The sequence below is a fragment of the Sorangiineae bacterium MSr11954 genome, assembly GCA_037157815.1.
GTDB lineage: Bacteria > Myxococcota_A > Polyangia > Polyangiales > Polyangiaceae > Pendulispora > Pendulispora albinea.
On sequence record CP089984.1, the window covers coordinates 625,201 to 643,124 of the forward strand.

The following is a 17,924-nucleotide window of genomic DNA, read 5'->3' on the forward strand; positions in this document are numbered from 1 at the left end:
ATGAAGAACGACGCTGTGAAGAAGAACGTGCTGATCGTCTACGCGCACCCCGAGCCCACGTCGCTCACCCGTGCGCTCGTCGATGTGAGCGTGCAAACCTTGCAGGAGCAAGGGCACACGGTGGCCTTGTCGGATCTCTACGGCATGAAATGGAAGGCCGTGTTCGACGAGCACGACTTCCCGGCCCGCGCCGATACCGAGCGGTTGTCGTTCATCGCGGAGTCGGGGCATGCCTATTCGACGGGCCGGCAAACGGCGGACGTGGAAGCGGAGCAGGCGAAGCTCCTGGCGGCCGACGCCGTGATCCTGCAGTTTCCGCTTTGGTGGTTCAGCATGCCCGCCATCCTCAAAGGTTGGGTGGATCGGGTGTTCGCGTACGGGTTGGCTTATGGCTACAAGGGAAAAGGAAACCATTACCGCTACGGCGAGGGCGCCTTCAAGGGCAAGCGCGCCATGCTGTCCGCCATCGTCGGGGGGCCGGCGGAGGACTATTCGCCGCGCGGCATCAACGGGCCGCTCGAGCAGCTCCTGTTTCCCATCACCCACGGCACGCTCTTCTTTCCCGGCATGGACGTGCTGCCCTCCCACGCCGTTTATGGGAGCGGACGCATCACGGAGGCCGGCGTGGAGGCCGCGAAAGCCATTTGGCGCTCCCGCCTCGAGAACCTCTTCGACGATGCGCCCATCCCGTTCCGGCGTCAAAACGATGGAGACTATCCGGACCAGCACGTGCTCGCGAATCACATCGCCGTCGACCAGACGGGATTGTTGGCCCACATCGCGGAGAAGGCGGAAGCGCGCGTGACGGGGGCCGCGGAAGGCTGACGGGAACGGCGATACGTTACGCACCGAGGTTGGCGGATTACGCGGATGGGCTCTTGTGCGCGATGTCCGAGAGTGCTTTGGCTTCGAACCATCGCCGCTGAAAATGCCCTGCATTCACGCGCGCGGCAAAGGTCCATGGACACGCGTACGGCTGGCACCGCGTCTGCACGCGGCCTGCGAGGTCGGCTCGCACATCGCACGCGCGAATCGAAACGAACGAAAGGCGCCTATCATGGAACGACATCCTCTTTTCGTCTTTCCCATGCTCGCTTCTCTTTCCGTCTTTCCCGGTTGCGGGGATGACGACAAGAAGAGCGGCGCGGATGAGCCCCTCACGATGAGGTGCGGCGTTCGAACGGTGGCCGGCCCCGCCATCGACTACACCGTTTCGGGTGACACCCTCACTTTGAACGTGGGCGGGCAAATTGCCAGCATTCCACGCGTTGCGCCGGGATCGGGCGGCAAGCCCATTCATGGCACGTGGCAGCTCCCCAACCCGGAGCCCACCGACAATCCCGCCTCCGTCGAGAGGTACCAAATCGTTTGGACGGGGACGGTGCGGGTCGAGCCCGGGCGCGCGACATTCGCCGTGAATTGCTCGAGCACCGAGCATAAAATGTCGGTGAGTGCGTCGTCGCCCGTCACCATCACCGACACCCAATTTCGAATTCTCGAGGTGCACGAGGAGATCAAGGAATGGTCGGCGGGCGCGGGCGAGTCGACGGTGAGCAAGTCCTCCACCGGTGCGCCACCCGATCCGTGAGCATCTCGATTTTCGAGCCTCGGAGAGTCGGAGAGGCCCGCACGCGACGCACCCGGCTCAGCGCGGGCAGCAGACCGAGCCCTCGATGCCCGATGGGATATTCCCAATCGGCGCCTTGCCGTCGGGGCAGCGGTAGCTCGCGCGTTGCGTGGCGCCATCTCCGATGTCGCCGACCAGGGTGCCTTTTGCTTTGCATTCGTCGGCGGTCATCTTGGGGCGCACCGCGGGTGCGTTGGGATCGTCGGCGGTGACCTTCTCGGGAGGATTGGCAGCGCTCTCGGGCGGCGCGTTATTCCCACTACAGCCCATGCCGAAGCAAATGGACGTTGCAACCAGAGCGCGTGCATACCGTAGGGCGAGGTTCATGGTGGACCTTTGGAAAATGATGTTCGGTTTGGTTCGCCTCGTGGCGGTCCACGACCTTACACCATTCGGGCGCCGTGACCGACATCGCTTCCAACCTCAGCCTTCGACCCACGCCTGGCGTACGCGCGCCGGCATAACGCCCTTGCGCACGCGCGCCGACATGGTGAATCTTCCCGGTATGAGCTCACCCGACCCGCGCACCCTCATCGTTCTTTCGTTCGACTCCACGCTGAAAGCACAGGAGGCCCTCTTGGCGGCCACCCGCCTGCAGACGGAAGGCGCAATCGTGTTGCACGACGCCGTTTTCGTCGAGAAGCATGCAGACGGAACGGTGCACGTGCAGGAGACCGTCGACGAGACCCCGGGCGACGCGGCCCTTCGCAGCAGCGTGTGGGGCGCGCTGATCGGCACCTTGCTCGGCGGGCCGGTCGGGACCGTGCTCGGCGGGGCCTTCAGCGCGGGGGTCGGCGCGCTGGCTGCGCAGCTCTCCGATTACGGTATCCCCAACGCGAAGGTGCACGAGCTGCGCGCGAGCGTGAACCCTGGAAATACGGCGCTGGCGTTGCTCGTGAGCCATGTTCGCGAGGCGGCGCTCGTCTCCGAGCTCTCCCGCTTCAGCGGCGCGTCCCTGCTCGAGGCGACCTTGCCCCCCGAGGTGACGCAAGCCGTCCGCAATGCGCTCCGGCCGAAGGAGCCGAGCGAAGGCTCGCAAGGGTGATCGGTTTACGGGCGTGCGCTCTCGGGAGCTTCACGCCCGGCTTTGAGCGTATTGGCCCACCAGACCAGGTCGTCGAGCATCGGTTTGGTGCCTTGATTCAAAAAAGGAAAATCGGCCATCGACTTTCCTTCGCGAAGTATTCCCAGCATTTCCATCGCGCAGATATGGATGGTGTGTTTGAGCGACGCGACGTGCATCTCCGCCAGGACATGCCGCAAGTGCTCCACCGCCCGCGCGCCGCCGACGCCGCCGTAGCCGACGAAGGTCGCGGGCTTGCGGCTCGCCTCCAGGCCCAGGTGATCCAAGGCGTTTTTCAGCACGGCAGGGGGGCCGTGGTTGTACTCGGCGGTGACGAAGATGTAGCCGTCGAAGCTGGCCATCCGCTCGGCCCAACGCTTGGCGACGGCGTTCTCGATGGGGATATGAGCGGGTGACGACTTCTCTTCGAAGAAGGGTATCGGGTAATCGCGCAGATCGACGATCTCGAATTGCGCATCGTCGCGTTTGCGGGCGATGTCGAAGATCCATTGCGTGGGAATATCCCCGAAGCGCCCCGGTCGCGTCGTGCTGATGACGATGCCGATATGGGGTTTGGATGGCGTGCTCGGTTCGATGGCGTGCTCGGTCGACATGCCACCGAGGTAGTATTCGGCCCCGAGCGCGGCAAGAAGGCACCTTTTCTTACGTTGCTTACCGTCCCGTAAGCGTGGGCTATTCGTGCTCTTCCGTGTCGCCATCGAAGATCTTTCGCGACTCTTCGATGGCGTCGTGATTGGCCGATACCCATTCCCCGAACGGTCGGAGAACGCCTATCAGGGCCCGCCCGCGCTCGGACAGATGGTACTCCACGCGCGGGGGTACGGTGGGGTAGGCTGTCCGCACCACCAAGCCGTCGCGTTCGAGGCCGCGCAGGGTGACCGCCAGCATGCGCTGCGAAATGGTGCCGATCGCGCGATGGATATCTCGGAAGCGCAGTCGTTTATCCCCCAGTACCCCCACCACGGAGCTCGTCCACTTGTCGCCGAAGCGGCTCAAAATTTGGCGGACGGATTGGCAATTGCGGAGCTCCTGTTCTTCGCTCCGCTCCGTGGGGTCCTGGTCGTGGGTGGACATCGGCGACCAGTTTACGCCTTCTTCCGCCGATGTCGTGCCCTTCGCGTTTAAAATCGAACGCCTCCGGGGGAATGTTGCGCCGGCAACGGCGTACCAAGCTCCGTTCATGAAACGAAATTCCTATCTCGTCCTATTCCAGCTCTTCGCCGCCACCAGCATGACCGGCGCCCTCGCGACCGGCTGTCTTCAGCATGATCCGCAGCCGGATTCGGGCTCGCTGGAGGGGTCGGCCGACTCCGTCCGCCTCACGGCCGGCACATCGCTCCTCAATTGCGCCTCCTGCCACAACTTCGATTTCGCGCTCCCCGCTTCGCCGTCTGGACCCAGCGCGGGGCCGCACGTCGCTTCGTCGGAAGGCTCGTCCGAGCCGGAGACCGGTCGCGAGGCGACGGCGACCGCCATGTCGCGCGATTTTTCCGTCGGCGCTTCGAGCGAGCTGCCCGTCGACGAGGCGGATGGCCCGTAAAGGGCCACGGCATCGCCGGGGTTGCCTTCCGCGTCGCGCGTTTCCCTGGGCTTCGGAGGTGCCGTCTTGCACCGAGAGCCGCTCCGGCGCACCATGCGCGCGAGGAGCCGAGAAATGAGTCGAGACGTCGAGCTACGCTGTCGTTGCGGGGAGATTCGAGGGCACGTCGCGAACGCCGCGCCGAGGACGGTGAATCGCGTCGTCTGTTATTGCGACGATTGCCAAGCGTTCCTTCATTACCTCGGCCGCGCGGATCTCTTCGATGCGCAGGGTGGGACGGATATCGTGCAGGTCGCCCCTGCGTCGCTCGTGTTCGAACGAGGCGCGGAGCGCATCGAGGGCGTACGCCTCACGGCGAAGGGGCTTTACCGGTGGTACGCGGGCTGCTGCAAAACGCCGGTGGGCAACACGCTCGGTCCGGCCATCCCCTTCGTGGGGCTCGTCGCGCAGACGTTCGAGGGTGGTTCGGCCGCGGCCGATGACATCGTCGGCAAACCGATCGGCGCCATCCTCGGCAAGTTTGCCATCGGCACCCCGCCCGCTGGCTCCACCTCGTTGAACGTGCGGCTCATCGCGCGCACCGCCAAGTTGCTCATCGGCTGGCGACTGGGGGGGCAAACGTGGCCGCACCCGTTCTTCGACCGCGCGACCCGTACCCCGCTCCGGCCCGCGAAGGTGCTCACCATCGCCGAGCGCGACGCACTGCGCCCGCTTTGTGGTCCGCACCCCGCGGTGGCCTCGCACGCCTGACGACGGCCGCGCGCACCGTGACCCCCATGCTATCGTTCGCCCAACCCGTATGAGCCTTCGAATCAGCCTCGAGCAGATCCTCGCCGCGGAGAAGACGATCGCCCCTTACGTCGCGCGGACCCCCAGCGTGTGGAGCGCGGGTTTGTCGGCCTACCTCGGGCGAAGAACGGCCCTCAAGCTCGAAAATCTCCAGCGCTCGGGCTGTTTCAAGCCGCGGGGCATCGTCAACAAAATCCTGTCCCTATCGGACGAGGAGCGCGCGAAAGGCTTGGTGACCGTCAGCGGCGGCAATCATGGCATCGCCATCGCGAACATCGCGCGCGCCATGGGTATCGAGGCCACGGTGGTGATGCCCGAATCGGCCCCCGCGCGCTCCAAGGAGCTGGTTCGGGCCGAGGGGACCACCTTGATCGTGGCGCCCGACGTCTCGGCGGCGTTCGCGATCGCGGAAGAAAAACGGCAAGCAGGGCTCACGTACATTCACGGGTACGACGATCCCGCGATCATCGCGGGGCACGGCACCGCAGGCTTGGAGCTCCTTCGCGACGTGCCCGAGCTCACGGACGTCGTCGTCAGCATCGGCGGCGGCGGGCTCATCTCCGGCGTCGCCACCGCCATGAAGGCGTTGAGACCCGATTTGCGAATTTGGGGCGTCGAAACCGAGGGCGCCGACACCATGTCGCGCGCCCTCGCCGAGGGCCGGCCGGTGAGCATCAAGCCCTCGTCCATCGCGACCACCTTGGGCCCGCCCGCGGTGACCGAGCGCACCCTCCTGCACGTGAAAGCGCTGGTCGAGCATGTCTTCGTCGTCTCCGACGCGGAGGCCGTCGAAGGGATGCTCACCCTCGCGGAGCAGGCGAAGGTATGGGTCGAGCCGGCCGCCGGCTGCCTCGTTCCGGCCGCGCAAAAGGTGATCGCGCGCGCCGGGAGCGATAGCGTCCTCGGTTTGATCGTATGCGGCGGCAACGCGACATTTCGCGATGTCCGTCAGTGGGTGGAGCGCTTCGGCAAATCGCCGTGAGCGGGCCGACGAAGTCGCCCGCGCGCCGCGCGTCCTCGTCGGCCTTGGCCAAGGGCCCGTCGTTACTTGACCGCGATCGCGATCGGGCCCTTGCACTGATCGCCATTGCACACGAAGGCCTTGACCGTGCCCTCGCACTTGTCGCCCTTGAACTTGGCGGCGTCGTCGTCCACGGAGACCTTCGCGCCCTTGTCCCACTTCCAGGGCGCGGCCTTGTTCGCATGCCACGGCTTGACCGCCGTCACGGTCACCGCGCCGCCGCTGCAGCTCAATTGAATGAGGGACTCGTCACCACCGGCGCTCGACGGAGAGCTGGTCGTCATCGAAACGATGGCCGCGGCGACAGCAAACACCGACCCAAAAGCCTTTGACACTCGCATCATCCATTCTCCTTCAATCGACGTTCTGTCGGATCACGTCCGCCCATGAGCGGGGGCATCGACCCGCCGTGGACACGCACGGACCCTGGTACGCAACAGTCTTGCCAACGTTGCGCGCGCCCTTTTCCCCGCGAATTGTCCGGCAATTGCGCGGTCGCGCGGTTCATGCGATCCGAGCCCCAGTGGATCGAGCGCACACCACGCCTGGGTATGCGCGAAGGCGGTGGCGAATCGCACGCCCGGGGCGCGGGCGATCCATGGCCGGCCGCCTCCGACGCGGGCCGTTGTATAGTGCTCGCGCCTCCGATGACCCCCCGAGCGATCGTTGCGTGCGTCCTCCCCATCGTGTCGTTCTTTGGATCGCGGGTCGCGGCGCAAACGTCGCCACCGGCGTCACCGGCTCCGCCGAGCGCGCCCTTGGCTCCGCCGCCGAGCACCCCCGTGGCTCCGCCGCCGGGACCCTTCGCCGTGCAACCCATCACCGATGGAGCCATCGTCGCCGTCAACGCTGGATTCGCGGGCCTGCTCGATCTCGTCATGGGAACGGGCGAGCTTCGCGCGCAACAAATCTCCCCCACCTTCGAGCCGAGCAGCCTCCTCGAAATCGACCGCGGCGCGATTTCCCAACACGTCGATCCAAACGCCGCGATGTATTCGAACATTGGAATGGGCGTCGCGCTCGGCTATGCCATTCTCGATCCCATCGCGAGCGCATTTCGCGAGAAGAGCGCCCGCACCGCGCTGGTGGACGGCATCCTCTACGCCGAGACCATCACCATTACGATTGGCGTCACCAACCTCGCCAAGATTGCCGTGCGCCGGCCTCGCCCCAGCGCCTATGTGGCGGCGCAAGAGCAAAAGCACGACCCGACGTACGCGAACCCCGACACGGACAGCTCGCTCTCGTTCTTCTCGGGCCACTCCTCCGTGTCGGCCGCGATCTCCGCCACCGCGACCTACCTCGCCTTCGTGCGCTCGCCGCGGACCGCGCGGCCATGGATCACGTTGATCGCGGGCACCGCCCTCACCAGCTTCGTCGCCTTCGAGCGCGTGCGCGCCGGAAAGCACTTCCCCACGGACGTGATCGCGGGCGCGCTGGCCGGCGCGGGCATCGGTGTCCTGGTGCCCCACTTTCATCGGGTCGACGCCGCCTCGCCGCGGACCTTCTGGGTCGGCGCGGGCCCGGCCGAGCATGGCGTCGGCGGCACGTTCTCGCTGAGCGGCTCATTCTGAAGGGGCAGGCCCGCTCGATCTTGACAGTGCTTTGGCGTCTGGCTCATTCTTTTCTTTTTTTGCTGCACGCAAATCGTGCAAATGAGGAGTTTCGAATGCGCAGAGTGGCCGTTGGTATCGTGAGCATCGCGATCGTGGCCGGGGGCGCGGGGTGCGATTCCTGTAGGGGACGCTCATCGGGGTCGAATCAGGCCCGGTACGTCAATGTCGTCAAGCTGACTGGAATCGGTTGGTTCGATCGCATGCAGACGGGAATTACCGAGTTCGGCAAAGAATCGGGGGTGGACGCGACGCAAGTCGGGCCCGCCGAGGCGAGCGCCGAGCAGCAAGTGAAGATGATTCAGGACGTCATGGCCCAGCGGCCCAAAGCGATCACGGTCGTACCGAACTCGCCCGAGGCGCTCGAAGGCGTGCTCAAGCAGGCAATCGACGCCGGCATCGTGGTGGTGACGCACGAGGCCGCGACCCAGAAGAACACCACGATCGATATCGAGGCGTTCGACAACGCGGCCTACGGCGCCAAAATCATGGATTCGCTGGGCACCTGTATGGGCGGGAGCGGCAAATATGCGGCCTTCGTGGGCGCGGTCACCGCGAAGTCGCACATGGAATGGGTCGCCGGCGCCCTGGCGGAGGCAAAATCCAAATTTCCACAGATTACCCGGGTGGGTGATCCATTGGAGTCCAAGGAAAAGGCCGACACCGCGTACGAGAAGACGAAGGAGCTGCTCCAGAAATACCCGGATCTCAAAGGGATCGAGGGCAGCGCCTCGGTCGATGTCGCCGGCGTGGGACGCGCCATTCAAGAGTTGGGCTTGCAGGACAAGGTGTGCGTGATGGGGACCAGCATCCCCTCGGTCGCGGGCCAATATTTGAAGGATGGCTCGGTGGACAAGATCTTCTTCTGGGATCCGGCCGTGGCCGGCAAGGCCATGATGAAGGTGGCCAAGCTGCTCGTCGAAGGCAAACCCGTGGGCGCGGGCCTCGATTTGCAGCTCCCCGGATACGAATCGATTCAGCCCGATCCGAGCCATCCCAAGAGCTTCCACGGCGCCGCCTGGATCGAGGTGGACAAGTCGAACGCCGCCAATTACCCCTTTTAGGAAGTCAAGGAAGAACAATGGCCGAGCCCATGGTGGTCGCCGCCGGAATCCACAAGCGATTCGGCGGCATCACGGCCTTGCGCGGGGTGACCCTGGAGATTCAGCCCGGCGAGGTGCACTGCCTCGCCGGCGAGAACGGCTGCGGAAAGTCGACGTTGATCAAGATCATCGGCGGCGTCGAGCGGCCCGACGAAGGCGCCGTGAGCGTCCTCGGGCGCGCGTACTCCGCGCTCGACCCACGGCTGGCGCTGGATCTGGGGATCCAAACGATCCATCAGGACTTTTCGCTCCTCCCCAATCTGACGGTGGCCGAGAACATCGCGCTCTCCGCGCTGGTGGCCGCGCGCCGGCGGCGGGTGCGCAAGGCGGAGATCGCGCACATGGCGTCGGCCGCCATCGAGCGGCTGGGGGTCGCGCTCGATCTGGAGGCCGACGTCGCCGATCTCTCCGTGGCCGATCGCCAGCTCACGGCCATCGGGCGGGCCCTCGCGCAGGACGCCCGCGTGATCTTCATGGATGAACCGACCACGGCCCTCACGTGGCGCGAGGTCGACGCGCTGTTTCGCACCGTCCGCACCTTGAAGGAGCGCGGGGTCGCCACCGTGTTCGTCAGCCACAAGCTCGACGAAGCGCTGGGCATCTCCGATCGCGTGACCGTCCTGCGCAGCGGCGAGGTCACCGCCACCGGCGACGCGAAAAACTTCGACCGCGCCACCTTGACGTATGCCATGACCGGCCGCGAGCTGGTGCTCGATCGCCCGCCGAGCTACGCGTCGCCCGAGGCATCCGAGGCCGGCGGCGCGACCCGGCTCGCGCCCGCGCTCCAAGTCGAGAATCTCGGACGCCGCGGCATGTTCGCCGGGGTGAGCTTCACCGTGCACCCCGGGGAAATCGTCGGCATCACCGGGTTGCTCGGCTCGGGCCGCACGGAGATCGCCGAGGCCATCTTCGGCTTGATGCCGGCCGACGAGGGGACCATCCGGGTCGGCGGGGAGCTACGCCGCATTCAGTCCGTGCAAGACGCCATCGCATCGGGCATTGGCTATGTCCCCGAGGACCGCCTGACGCAGGGCCTCTTCCTCGATCAATCCATCGAGACCAACATCATCGCCGCCGACGTGGATCGGCACGCGGGGCCGCTCGGGCTGCTTCGCCGGGGCGCGCTCGCCGAGGCCGCGCGCGACGCCATTTCGGCGCTGCGCATCAAGGCGCCCGTGCCCGGTGCGCCCGTGCGCAGCTTGTCGGGCGGGAACGCGCAGCGCGTGGTGCTGGCGAAATGGCTGGAGCGCCGGCCGAACGTGCTCATTTTGAATGGCCCCACCGTCGGCGTCGACGTGGGATCCAAATTCGATATCTTGGCGATCTTACGAAATCATGGCCGCGAGGGCATGGGCATCGTCATCATCTCCGACGACGTCCCCGAGCTGATCAGCATTTGCCACCGCGCGCTCATCGTCCGCCGCGGCCGCATCGACTCCGAGCTCGCGGGCGACGATTTGACGGAGGCCGCGCTCCTCGCGCGGATGGCGGCATGATGGCCCGAGGTTTTCACCATCGCCACGAATCGCTCCTCGTGGCCCTGATCGCGGCCCTCTGCGTGGTGGTCTTCGCGCTCAACCCGGCTTTTTGGAGCGCGGCCACCGTCTTCAACGTGCTGCGCTCCTCGCTCGTCTTCGCGGTGTTCGCCCTGGGCGTTCTCTTGGTGATGCTCTCGGGCGGCATCGACGTCTCGTTCATGGCCATCGGCGTCTTCGCCGGCTATTCGTCGGTGCTGCTGCTCCCCGCCAACGACGCCCCTTGGGTGCCGCTGCTCGCGTTCGGGATCGCCATTGGGATCGGCGCGCTCCTGGGCCTCGTCAACGCGGCGGTGGTCAACGGCACGCGCATGCCCACCTTGATCGCCACCTTGGGCACGCAGGGCATCTTTCGCGGCGGGCTCCTCGCCTATGTGGGCACCCGCTACATCGATAACCTCCCGGCAGGGTTGCATTCGTTCGCGCAGGCCGATCTGGTCACCACCACCTCGGCCAACGGCACCATCGCGCGCTTGCACGGGCTGATCGTACCGGCCGCCGTGCTCTGCGCCCTCACGGCGTGGCTCCTTCGGTCGACCATGCTCGGTCGCGGCATTTACGCCGTCGGCGGCGACGAAGAATCGGCGCGCAGGGCAGGGCTCTCCGTCGCCCGCATCCGCGTCGCGGTGTTCGGCCTCGCCGGTGCGCTCGCCGGGTTCGCGGGGCTGTCGCAAATCACCTTGGCCCGCCAAGCGAACCCCTTCGAGCTCGTGGGCGGAGAGCTCGACGTGCTGGCCGCGGTCGTCATCGGCGGCGCCTCCATCAACGGCGGACGCGGCTCCGTTCGCGCGACCTTGCTCGGCGTCGTGCTCATCGCCTTGATCAAAAATTCGCTCATCCTCCTGGGGGTCCCTGGGGCCTGGCAACGGGCGGCCGTCGGTCTTCTCTTGCTCGTCGCAGTGGCCATCCAAGCCCTCGGCGCGGCCAAGCGTCCGCCGCGTCCCATCTTGGAGCCCGAGGGCGCGGCGTCGGGCCGCGCCCCGAGCGTGCCCGCGGGTGGAGGTGCTCCGTGAGCCAGTCATCGCTCCGCGCGCGCCTCCCCGCCCTCGCGCACCTCGAGCGCCTGGGGCCCGCGAGCTTGCGGCGCCTCCTCGCCGTGACCTTGGGGGTGCTCGTCGTATTCTCGCTCGCGAGCCCCGACGTCTTCTTTACGCCGCTCAATTTTCGCCTGATGGCATTTGCCCTGCCGGAGGTGACGATCCTGAGCTTGGCGGTGATGCTCTCGATGCTCACGGGCGGCATCGATCTTTCGGTGGTCTCGATCGCCAACCTCGCGGCGCTGGCGGCCGCCAGCGTGCTCACCGGGGGCGAAGGCGGCCCGGCGCGCATGCTCGAAGCCGTTCTCGCCGCGCTGCTCACGGGTCTCGCGTGCGGCGCGGCCAATGGCGCTCTGGTGACCGCGCTCCGAATCACGCCCATTCTGGCCACCCTCGGCACGATGCAGCTCCTCAATGGAATTGCCATCGTCCTCACCGGCGGCAAACCGGTCACCGCGCTGCCGGATTCGTTCACCGAGTTGGGCAACGGGGTGCTCCTCGGGGTACCGATTCCCTTCGTGCTGCTGGCCGTCGTCGCGCTCCTGATCGCGCTGCTCGTCCACCGCACGTCGCTGGGGCTTCGTATGACCCTGGTCGGCGCCAACCCCGACGCGGCCCGCTTCTCCGGCGTGAAGAACACGAGGGTGCTCGTTGGAACGTACACGCTCTCGGGGGCGCTCGGGGCCATCGCGGGCCTGGTGATCTGCGCGCGCACGGCCAGCGCCAGCCCCGACTATGGCGCTTCGTACGTGCTTCTATCCATCGTGGTGGCCGTCTTCGCCGGCGTGAACCCCAACGGCGGATACGCCACCGTGGGCGGGGTGGTGCTCTCCGCCACCTGCCTGCAAATGCTCTCCTCGGGGCTCAACATTCTTCGATTCAGCCCGTTCGTCGTCCTCATGGCCCAAGGCGCCATCCTGATCGGCGTGATGGCCCTCAATCGCTGGTCCGAGCGCCGCGGGTGACGGCGCGCAAGCGTCCTGGGCCGCGGGTTCGGCCATCGAAAAAAATGCCGATCGCAACCCAATCGCCGCTCTGCCCCGGGCACATCGCGAGCGTTACGAACCATGCATGCCAAGTGAAACGAACGAAGGGCTCGAGTTCATCGTACGCGCGGCGCTGATTGGGATTGGCGCCACGGCGGTCATGGACCTTTGGGCGATTTTTCTGAAGCGCGCCTTTGGCGTGCTCTCCCTCGACTACAGGCTCTTGGGTCGCTGGCTCGGCCATTTGCCGAGCGGGCAGCTCGTTCACGAGAGCATCGCCAAGGCGCGGCCGGTCGCAGGCGAGCGCATCCTCGGATGGGGGGCCCACTACCTGATTGGGGTCACCTTCTCGACCCTGCTCTTGACCGCGTGGGGCCTCGAGTGGGCGCGCTCGCCCACCTTGCTTCCCGCCTTGTTCATCGGGATCATCACGATTGTCGCGCCCTTCTTCATTTTGCAGCCTGGAATGGGCGCGGGGGTTGCCGCATCGAAGACGCCCAAGCCGAACGTGGCGCGGTTGAAGAGCCTCGGCGCGCACTCCGCGTTTGGCTTCGGCCTCTATGTCGCGGCCTCGCTCACGGCGTCGATCCTTCACGGCCTGCTCTGACCCGCGACGCGTCCGCGATCTGCGAGGGGCTCACCCCCAAGACGCGGCGCATGCAGCGGGCCATGTGGCTCGGGTGCGCAAAACCTGCTTCCAGCGCGATCTCGACCAGGCTGCTTCGCCCTTCGAGCAAGAGCGTGCGGGCGCGCTCCACCCGCCGCTCGAGCACGAAACGATGCACCGGCATCCCGACGGCGCGCCGGAAGAGCGATTTGAAATGCGAGAGGCTGAAACCGGCCACCGCCGCGAGCTCGGCGAGGGTCAGATCCTCGTCGAGGTGCGCCTCGATGTAGTCGAGCACGTTGCGCAGCCGCCATTTGGGCAACGCGCGGCCGGACTTGGAGCCCGAGGCACCCTGCTGCAGCTGCAGACCGAGCATGCGCGCGGCGAGCGCGGAGGCCAGGCTGTCCGTGAACAAGCGACCACCGGGGTACGCGTCGTGATGCTCGGCTTGCAGCATCCAGCCGATGCGCTCGATCTGCGGATCGCGCACATGGAACCAGGCCGCGAGGTCCGCGCCCCGGGAGCTCAAACCCATGGCGTCGGCGGTCGCCCGAAAGAGGGATGGGGTCAGCCGGATCAAGAGCGCCCGCGCGGGCTGCGCGAACGTCCAGCGATGCGCGGCACCGGCTGGCACGACGGTAAAGTGTCCTTGCCCCTGAATCCCCTTTCGCTCGCGGCTATCCAGGCGGCAGGTCACGTGAACGGGCTGGCCGAGGTGAAGGTCGAGGACGTGATGATCGTCGAGCGGCGGCTCGACCAACCCCGAGGGGACCGGCACCGTCAGGATATCGAGGAGCGTCGGTCGGTCCTGGCGAGGGTGAGGCAACGGCGGGCTCGGCTCGTCGGACGGGCGCGCGGATCGAACGGTCATCGATCGAGTTTTCTCCGCGACGCGGGTTTTGCGCAAGGGTCGAAAATCAGCCGAACGTGCTCTGCGCCGGCCGCCCGTGCGCGCACGCGTGGCGCGGTGAGCGCAGGATGGCGCCATGGGCTGCAGAGACAACCCGTCGCATGGAGAACTTAGGATGACCTATCGACAGTCGAGGATGAGACGTAGAGAATTCGTGGAGCTTGCTGCTGCCACCTTCGCCGCCAGTGTGGTTGGCGCGTGTGCACCCCGCGAAGGGATCCCCCCCGCCACCGCGGGCGCCGGTTCGTCCGGGCCGCTGGACGCTGCGGCCTTTCGTGCTGCGAGGCGCTATGCGCCGACCTCGTTCGGCAAAATTGCCTATGTCGAGCGCGGCTCGGGGGAGACGGCGGTGTTTCTGCACGGCGCTCCGCTCAATGGCTTTCAATGGCGTGGCGCGATCGAGCGGCTGTCGGGGCGCCGACGGTGCGTGGCGCTCGACTTCATGGGCCTGGGATATTCCGAGATCCCCGAGGGCCAGTCGGTGTCGCCGGCCGCGCAGACCGCGATGCTCGGGGCGATGCTCGACGCGCTCGGTGTCTCCAAGGTCGATATCGTCGCCAGCGACAGCGGCGGCGCGGTGGCGCAAATGTTCATGGTCCGCCACCCCGAGCGCGTTCGAACGGTGCTCCTCACCAACTGCGATGTCGAGCCGGACAGCCCTCCGCCCAAGATCATGCCCATCATCGAAATGGCGCGCGCCGGCACCTTGGCGGACGGAATGGTCAAATGGCTGGCCGACAAGGCGGCGGCGCGCGCCATATTTGGCAAAGCCGTTTATCGCGATCCCAATCAGCTCACCGACGACATCGTCGATTACTACTTTTCGCCGCTCGTGAGCTCGACGCTTCGAAAACGCCAATACGAAGCGTACCATATCGCGCTGTCGCCCAACCCGCTGGCGGGCATCGAGCCGGCGCTCAAGCGCTGCACGGTCCCGACCCGAATCGTGTGGGGCACCAGCGACGATCTCTTCTCGCAGGCGAGCCCCGATTACCTCGATCGCACGCTCGGCCAATCCCGGGGCATCCGCCGCGTGCCGGGCGCGAAACTGTTCTTTCAGGAGGAGCTCCCGGACGTCATCGCCGAAGAGGCGCTGCGGCTCTGGGGGGCGTGACGCGCGCAGCGGCTGTGCCGTAGCCATCTTCGAAACGCATCAGCCCCGGCATGGCGCGCGATGGGCCGAGAGGGTGGTGGTCATGGGGATCCGCGTCCGCGCGAGGCTCGTTCGCGATAGACTTCGCGCGGACGTCAACAGCGCGATGGCCATCACCCCGAGGTCACATCATGGTTGCCGAGACCCTCCCCCCTTTGAACGAGCGAATCGCTCATGTGCGCGAGCTGCTCCGGACCGCCACGGATTTCATGGTCCCCTGGGACTACTTTCATGACGAGCTGGCGATGCGGGCCGACTTCATGTCGGTGGGGGAGCGGGGTGAGAGTGAGCTGATCGACACGGCCATCGAGGAGGTCTTGAAGCGATTCGGGCTGATCGTGCGGCCAGGTTCGTCGATGCTCACCATCCACATTCCCGAGTATGGGTTTTGGCACGGGATACGGCATCTCGGGGTGAAGACGGGGATATTCTTCTTCGACGATTCCCTCGGACAAGGGCTCTTGGGGGTCATGCAAGACCTGACCGGCGGATCCGTCGATCTCTTTCGCTTTACGACCGTGCCCCTGGGGCAACCGGGCAGCGTCTTTCCCATGAATGCGCGGCGCGGCGGCCCGCCGCAATAGCGCGACGCGGTTAGCGGGTCTCCGCCCGCCGATAGGAGACCTCGAGCTCGCGCAAGAGAAAGGCATAAATCTGAGCATCTTCGTCGGCGCGCTGGAAGGCGTTGCTGCCGAAGTGGCCGCCGTGGCTCCAGGTGCGCAACAGGATCGGGTGGTTCGATGTCGAGATGGCTTGTAGCTTCGCGGCAAAGGCGCGCGCATCCGCGGGATCCACCCGTCGATCGGCCATCCCCGAGAGGATCAACACCGCGGGGTAGGCGGCGGGTTTCGCGTTTTGATAGGGCGAATAGGCGAGGATCTTGGGGCCGAGCACCGGATCGTCGAGGGTGCCGAGCTCCGTCGTGTTGAAGACGCCGTTGGGCCACGTTTGAAATCGCACCATGTCGAGCACGGGCACCTGCATCACGGCCGCGCGAAACAAATCGGGCCGCTGGGTGAGCACGGCGCCCACCAGGAGCCCCCCGTTCGAGCGACCCCAGATCGCCAGCTTGTTCTTCGACGTGTAGCCCTCACGCAAAAGATGCTCCGCGCACGCGATGAAGTCGTCGAAGACATTCTGCTTGTTTCCAAGGCGCCCCCCGTCGTGCCAGCGCGCGCCATTCTCGTTTCCGCCGCGGATGTGTGCAATGGCCAGCATCCCGCCCTGATCGAGCCATACGCGACGGCGCGGGTCGTAGTTTGGTGTGCTCCAAAGGCGATAGCCGCCGTACCCCGTGAGAAGAACGGGGGTGTCTTTGGATCGCGCGGCACCTCGGCGGGCGATCAAGGTGATGGGCACGCGCGTGCCGTCGCGCGCGATCGCCACCTCGTCGAGGATGGAGACATCGTCGAATCGGACGGGGGACTCGGTGGACATCGCGGTCGCCTTCAGTTGGAGCGTGCCCGGGTCCAGCCGCTGCATCGCCAGCGGCTCGGTGTACGAGACCACGCTGACGTAAAGGGCGCCGTTCCACGCCATCTCCGGGCTCACCGCCGAGCGCGGCGGGAGCGCGATCTCACCCCGCGGCTTACCGTCCGGATCGAACGCGCGGGCGCGCGTCGGCCCACCTGCGATATCGAAGACCACCAAGGTGTCGCCGGCGATGGCGAGGTTCGTGAGCTCCCGCGCCTCGGTCGGGACGATCACCTTGCCCTCCGACAGCCTGGGCGCCCGCGTCGGCACGCGCACGATGGCGCCGCGCGGATCGCCTTTGCGCGAAAGGAGATAGAGCGCGCCGCGCGAGGTGCCGGCCACGTCGATGGCATCGGCGATCCCGGCGAGCTGCGACCAGGCGAATCCTTTGGCCGAGGGCTGCCCCACGAACCACAGACGATCGCCGCCATCCCCGACATTCACGGAGGCCACGAGGGTGCCGTCCTCCGTCGCCGGGAGCAGCTGAATCTCGGCGATGGCCGGCAGCTCGAGGGGGACGCGCTCGTCGCGATCCAGCGGAGCGCCGAGTGTATGGCGATGGAGTTGCTGATGCAAATGCATCGCGAGTTGGGAGCCGGGCGCCGGATACTGTGTATAGAAAAGTGTTTTGCCGTCGCGTGAGAAGGCGGCGCTCCCACCCGCCGTGCCGTCGGTCACCCGTGGGATGGGGCCGTCCACGAGCTTGCCGGAGGCGACGTCGAAGACGGAGAGGTTCCCATCCTCGCTCCCGTCTTTGGAGAGCGAGACCGCCAGCCGTTGGCCGTCTGCTGACGCGACGTACCAATCGATGCTCGTTTGCCCGGAAGGATCGAGCGCGGCCGGGTCGAGCACCACGCGCTCGGCCCCGTCGGGCTCGGGTGAGGAGCGAAGAAAGATGGCCGCCTGCCGCGCCGCGGGAGGGCGGCGCAGCACGAAGACGCCCGCGGGGGAGGCGACGGCGCCGCGCAGACCCGTGCCCTCGATCCGGTTCGCCGCCTGCTTCGTGCGGCGCGCCAGATCGTCGAAGCGCGCGCGCAGCTCGCCAAAATACGGATGGCTGCCGAGGTTCTTCGTCGTCCACGCGTCCTGGGCGTCGATCCATCGCGCGACCTCGGGATCGTTCGCGTCGCGCAGCCACCCGTAATCATCGACGAAGGACCGGCCCGCGGCGCGAAAGGTCTCCGGGCGCTTCGGTGTCGCAGGAGGGGCGAGCTGCTCGGGCGTTGCGGGTTGGGCGACGCGCGACGAAACGCATCCTTCCGCGCCAATGCCCATGGCGACGAGCGCCCCTGCAAGCCCGATCCATCGCGTGCCCAAGCGCATCTCCGCGTGCTCCTTTCCCGCCGTGCAGACGTAGATTCGTCCGCGTATTTGTAAAGCCCCTCCCGAAGCTTTGTTCGCGCTCGACCACCGGATATGAGATGGATTGGTATCAGCATCGGCATC

Annotated in this window: 20 protein-coding genes; 14 read left to right on the plus strand and 6 right to left on the minus strand. The window is 66.5% G+C overall.

Going from position 1 to position 17,924, the window contains the following annotated elements; translation table 11 throughout:
- Both LZC94_02575 and LZC94_02580 read left to right on the plus strand, forming a co-directional pair.
- A complete protein-coding gene (locus LZC94_02575) occupies positions 1-825 on the plus strand; it encodes an NAD(P)H-dependent oxidoreductase (GenBank protein ID WXB16166.1) in 825 nt (274 codons plus the stop codon).
- Between the two features lie 262 nt (positions 826-1,087).
- On the plus strand, positions 1,088-1,588 hold the full coding sequence (locus LZC94_02580; protein WXB16167.1) for a hypothetical protein: 501 nt from the start codon (positions 1,088-1,090) through the stop codon (positions 1,586-1,588).
- 57 nt (positions 1,589-1,645) lie between these two features.
- On the opposite strand, the gene LZC94_02585 is transcribed toward LZC94_02580, so the two are convergent.
- Positions 1,646-1,954 (minus strand): hypothetical protein, encoded by a 309-nt coding sequence (locus LZC94_02585; GenBank protein WXB16168.1) that lies wholly within the window; start codon positions 1,952-1,954, stop codon positions 1,646-1,648.
- A gap of 178 nt (positions 1,955-2,132) precedes the next feature.
- Here LZC94_02585 and LZC94_02590 point away from each other — a divergent pair, with 178 nt between their 5' ends.
- On the plus strand, positions 2,133-2,672 hold the full coding sequence (locus LZC94_02590; GenBank protein WXB16169.1) for a DUF1269 domain-containing protein: 540 nt from the start codon (positions 2,133-2,135) through the stop codon (positions 2,670-2,672).
- A gap of 5 nt (positions 2,673-2,677) precedes the next feature.
- Here LZC94_02590 and LZC94_02595 read toward each other — a convergent pair whose 3' ends face one another.
- Positions 2,678-3,304, minus strand: a complete 627-nt coding sequence (locus LZC94_02595; protein WXB16170.1) for an NAD(P)H-dependent oxidoreductase — start codon at positions 3,302-3,304, stop codon at positions 2,678-2,680.
- 79 nt (positions 3,305-3,383) lie between these two features.
- On the minus strand, positions 3,384-3,785 hold the full coding sequence (locus tag LZC94_02600) for a helix-turn-helix transcriptional regulator (protein ID WXB16171.1): 402 nt from the start codon (positions 3,783-3,785) through the stop codon (positions 3,384-3,386).
- 106 nt (positions 3,786-3,891) lie between these two features.
- Between LZC94_02600 and LZC94_02605 the strand changes: the two genes are divergently transcribed.
- From LZC94_02605 to LZC94_02615, 3 genes are all read left to right on the plus strand, one after another.
- Positions 3,892-4,251 (plus strand): hypothetical protein, encoded by a 360-nt coding sequence (locus LZC94_02605; GenBank protein ID WXB16172.1) that lies wholly within the window; start codon positions 3,892-3,894, stop codon positions 4,249-4,251.
- Positions 4,252-4,365: 114 nt separating this feature from the next.
- Complete coding sequence (locus LZC94_02610) at positions 4,366-5,001, plus strand: DUF6151 family protein (protein WXB16173.1); 636 nt, start codon at positions 4,366-4,368, stop codon at positions 4,999-5,001.
- A 49-nt stretch (positions 5,002-5,050) separates the two neighbouring features.
- Entirely contained in the window at positions 5,051-6,022 is a 972-nt protein-coding gene (locus tag LZC94_02615) for a pyridoxal-phosphate dependent enzyme (protein WXB16174.1), read from the plus strand.
- A 62-nt stretch (positions 6,023-6,084) separates the two neighbouring features.
- On the opposite strand, the gene LZC94_02620 is transcribed toward LZC94_02615, so the two are convergent.
- Complete coding sequence (locus LZC94_02620; protein WXB16175.1) at positions 6,085-6,405, minus strand: hypothetical protein; 321 nt, start codon at positions 6,403-6,405, stop codon at positions 6,085-6,087.
- Between the two features lie 303 nt (positions 6,406-6,708).
- Here LZC94_02620 and LZC94_02625 point away from each other — a divergent pair, with 303 nt between their 5' ends.
- The 6 genes from LZC94_02625 (at position 6,709) to LZC94_02650 (ending at position 12,942) form a co-directional block, all read left to right on the plus strand.
- Positions 6,709-7,635 (plus strand): phosphatase PAP2 family protein, encoded by a 927-nt coding sequence (locus LZC94_02625; GenBank protein ID WXB16176.1) that lies wholly within the window; start codon positions 6,709-6,711, stop codon positions 7,633-7,635.
- A gap of 242 nt (positions 7,636-7,877) precedes the next feature.
- Complete coding sequence (locus LZC94_02630) at positions 7,878-8,738, plus strand: autoinducer 2 ABC transporter substrate-binding protein (protein ID WXB16177.1); 861 nt, start codon at positions 7,878-7,880, stop codon at positions 8,736-8,738.
- 17 nt (positions 8,739-8,755) lie between these two features.
- A complete protein-coding gene (locus LZC94_02635) occupies positions 8,756-10,273 on the plus strand; it encodes a sugar ABC transporter ATP-binding protein (GenBank protein WXB16178.1) in 1,518 nt (505 codons plus the stop codon).
- Positions 10,270-11,325: an ABC transporter permease gene (locus LZC94_02640; GenBank protein ID WXB16179.1), complete on the plus strand. Its 1,056-nt coding sequence runs from the start codon at positions 10,270-10,272 to the stop codon at positions 11,323-11,325. The genes LZC94_02635 and LZC94_02640 overlap by 4 nt, the downstream gene beginning before the upstream one ends.
- Complete coding sequence (locus LZC94_02645) at positions 11,322-12,314, plus strand: ABC transporter permease (protein WXB16180.1); 993 nt, start codon at positions 11,322-11,324, stop codon at positions 12,312-12,314. Before LZC94_02640 ends, LZC94_02645 begins: the two co-directional genes overlap by 4 nt.
- Before the next feature lie 106 nt (positions 12,315-12,420).
- Positions 12,421-12,942, plus strand: coding sequence for a DUF2938 domain-containing protein (locus LZC94_02650; protein WXB16181.1), 522 nt, complete (start codon positions 12,421-12,423; stop codon positions 12,940-12,942).
- Here the strand turns inward: LZC94_02650 and LZC94_02655 are convergent.
- Positions 12,911-13,813, minus strand: coding sequence for an AraC family transcriptional regulator (locus LZC94_02655; GenBank protein WXB16182.1), 903 nt, complete (start codon positions 13,811-13,813; stop codon positions 12,911-12,913). The genes LZC94_02650 and LZC94_02655 overlap by 32 nt on opposite strands.
- A 175-nt stretch (positions 13,814-13,988) precedes the next feature.
- On the opposite strand from LZC94_02655, the gene LZC94_02660 reads away from it, so the two are divergent.
- Together LZC94_02660 and LZC94_02665 are read left to right on the plus strand one after the other, a co-directional pair.
- Complete coding sequence (locus LZC94_02660) at positions 13,989-14,966, plus strand: alpha/beta hydrolase (protein ID WXB16183.1); 978 nt, start codon at positions 13,989-13,991, stop codon at positions 14,964-14,966.
- 170 nt (positions 14,967-15,136) lie between these two features.
- On the plus strand, positions 15,137-15,589 hold the full coding sequence (locus tag LZC94_02665) for a hypothetical protein (GenBank protein ID WXB16184.1): 453 nt from the start codon (positions 15,137-15,139) through the stop codon (positions 15,587-15,589).
- Positions 15,590-15,599: 10 nt separating this feature from the next.
- Here LZC94_02665 and LZC94_02670 read toward each other — a convergent pair whose 3' ends face one another.
- Complete coding sequence (locus LZC94_02670; protein WXB16185.1) at positions 15,600-17,801, minus strand: prolyl oligopeptidase family serine peptidase; 2,202 nt, start codon at positions 17,799-17,801, stop codon at positions 15,600-15,602.
- Positions 17,802-17,924 lie beyond the last annotated feature (123 nt).